This is a genomic window from Bacillus sp. CD3-5, assembly GCF_006349665.1.
GTDB classification, from domain to species: domain Bacteria; phylum Bacillota; class Bacilli; order Bacillales; family Bacillaceae_G; genus Bacillus_A; species Bacillus_A paranthracis.
Genome location: NZ_VEPX01000034.1, coordinates 1 through 2562 on the forward strand (window position 1 = coordinate 1; position 2562 = coordinate 2562).

Here is a 2562-nt window from a genome sequence, read left to right on the forward strand (position 1 = left end):
CCTATACAGAGTGTGCTTGGTGGCATTTAATCAAACAATTATTCTTAGTCGCCATGTTTTGGTGAAAAAGATAGGCATGGACCCGAGGGTATTAGTGGGGTGTCGAGACTTGCCAATTTATGAGATACTTGATTTAGGTTTTGTACTATCTGCGGTTGATAGAGGTTTGGTAATTTAGAGGCTAATAAATACTCCGATTTTTCCAGTGCTCTTATTAACTTGATTTAGATTCAACATTAGGCGAAAAAGGAGGACTGCATGGAGAAACGGCTACTGGCTCCCGAAGAACAAGGGATTAGTCCTGAAGCTGTTGTAAAAGTAACGACAATGAAACACATTGTAGAGATTCAGTACCTTGAGAAGGTGAATACGAAGGCTCATATACGGAAGTTAGATTCTGAACGCTATATAGATTTGGAAACTGGAGAGATAAGAGCATTTGAACGCACCGATAACAGGGGTCAAGGTGAAAACTCATTGCGGAAAACATTCAACAGATTGAGGGAATTAATTAACACTAATTTCACTGGATCACCACAAGAATTGTTTGTAACCCTGACTTATAGAGGCGAACTTCAAACGAATGATACAAAAAGGGTTTATGAAGATTTTAAAAACTTTATGAAACGCTTGAAATACAAGTACAAAAAGACAACTACGATTGATTACATAAATGTACTTGAACCACATGCTACTGGTAACTTTCATATGCACGTTTTGCTGCGGTTTAACGATTTAGAGAATATTTATATTCCGAATACTGAACTGGCTAAACTATGGGGCAATGGATTTGTTACGGTGCAATCTTTACAGGGTGTCGATAATATAGGAGCTTATTTGTCTGCTTATTTAGCGGATATAGAGATTCCAGAGGATAATGCCAAGATGTTAGAAGGACATCCCGATTTAGTTGAAAAAGAAGTTTCTGGGCAAAAGAAAAAGTTTATGAAAGGTGCTCGGCTTGTGTTTTATCCAACCGGAGTAAATATATACAGAAAATCTAAAGGTATAGTAGAGGCGGAAAAAGAAAAGATGAGTTATAAAAATGCACAAAAAAAGCTTGGAGCAGCAACTCCAAACTTCAAATATGGTGTAGAACTAATTGACAACGAAAAAGATTTCCGTAACACCTTAATTAAAGAACAGTATAACCTAAAACGCTAATTTCATAAACCGAGAAAAGATGTTCCCCCTCTAATTTGAGGGGGTTTTTTGTTATGCGAATTTACAAAGAGATATTAAAAAATCACTTTTAAGGCTATTAGAAGGCTTTTTAAAGCTATTAAAATTTACGAAACATACTTAACTAAAGGAAAACATTTAGATACCTTCAACGTAATGGAATACGTTAATGCTGGCACGTTCGAATGTGTATGCGCGGGAGGGGCCCGTCGGAGAGGGAACCGCGCGTGTGCATCGATCGTGCCAGGCTTATTGGTATATATTACGGAATCACCGTCACCCTTGGTAAGTAATTACGAAATCACAGTCCCTTTTATTGCTCATAACACCTATTATGGGCAATTTTAAAAGAGTTCAGGGCGTCTATGTAACCCGCCCCATGAAACAGGAGTACGTTTTTTAAACGAAACCTTGCTACAACATGGTTTGTTGGACATTTTTGCTTGTCAAAAAAACCACTTTTTTGACACGTAAAGAGTAATAAAAATCAAACACTAAAAACGTTCCTTTTCAGTGTTTGTATGTATTGCTGGGGGCCAGTACTACCCCAGCAGAAAATACAGACAAAAATGCTTGTATTCATTGTGAGAGTAAGGATACGGCTGTTTTTTTATCTGCAAGTAACCTGCAGATAAATGTTTGAAAAAATGTGTGTACAAATTTCATTAAATATTTCCATGTATTTGCAATAAACGTGTTTACAAATTTGTGTGTACGTTTTATAATGATATTTAGAAGGAGGTTAATAATGTCGAAGCTGAATAGGAAATCAAAACATTTTCGTATGAGTGTTGAAAGCATTGCTTTTTTAGAGGCTCTTGCTGAAAAGATAGGCGTTACTGATACGGAAATTGTTGAACGTGGTATTAGTGAATTGGCTGCACAAGAGTTTACAGCTAAAGAACGAAAAGAAATGATTACAAAAAAGATACAAGAAGTGCTGGAGTTATAAAAAGATTAACGGAATGGATCATGGAAGTTGGCGAAGCGAATCATTGACATGGAATTTTTCATGGTAAGCTGACTGCTGGCGAGCCACCTACTTTTTATCAAGGTGGTTCCTGGCTCGTTAAAACCATGAAAAAGGTTCTTCCGTGTCAATGACAACTGGAATGTTCCATGTAGTGGGATTGCCCGATTATATTAATTGATTTCCCAATCCAGTCCGCCCGCCGACAACGTCGACGGACGGCTGGATGGGAAACAATAATACAATGGTCAACCCTTGCATTAACAACCATTTACATGAAACGGAGGAGTTTTATATGTTTACAGTGAGTTATAGTAGAGAAGAAGGTACAGACCTATACAGAGTGTGCTTGGTGGCATTTAATCAAACAATTATTCTTAGTCGCCATGTTTTGGTGAAAAAGATAGGCA

General features: G+C 37.4%; 2 protein-coding genes. Both read left to right on the plus strand.

Translation table 11 applies throughout. The annotated features are described in order from the left end of the window. Positions 1-258 precede the first annotated feature (258 nt). Positions 259-1164, plus strand: a complete 906-nt coding sequence (locus tag FH036_RS26840) for a rolling circle replication-associated protein (protein ID WP_139847300.1) — start codon at positions 259-261, stop codon at positions 1162-1164. 766 nt (positions 1165-1930) lie between these two features. Beyond that, positions 1931-2134 carry a hypothetical protein gene (locus FH036_RS26845; RefSeq protein ID WP_139847299.1) on the plus strand — a complete coding sequence of 68 codons (204 nt, stop codon included), beginning with the start codon at positions 1931-1933 and terminating at the stop codon, positions 2132-2134. Positions 2135-2562 lie beyond the last annotated feature (428 nt).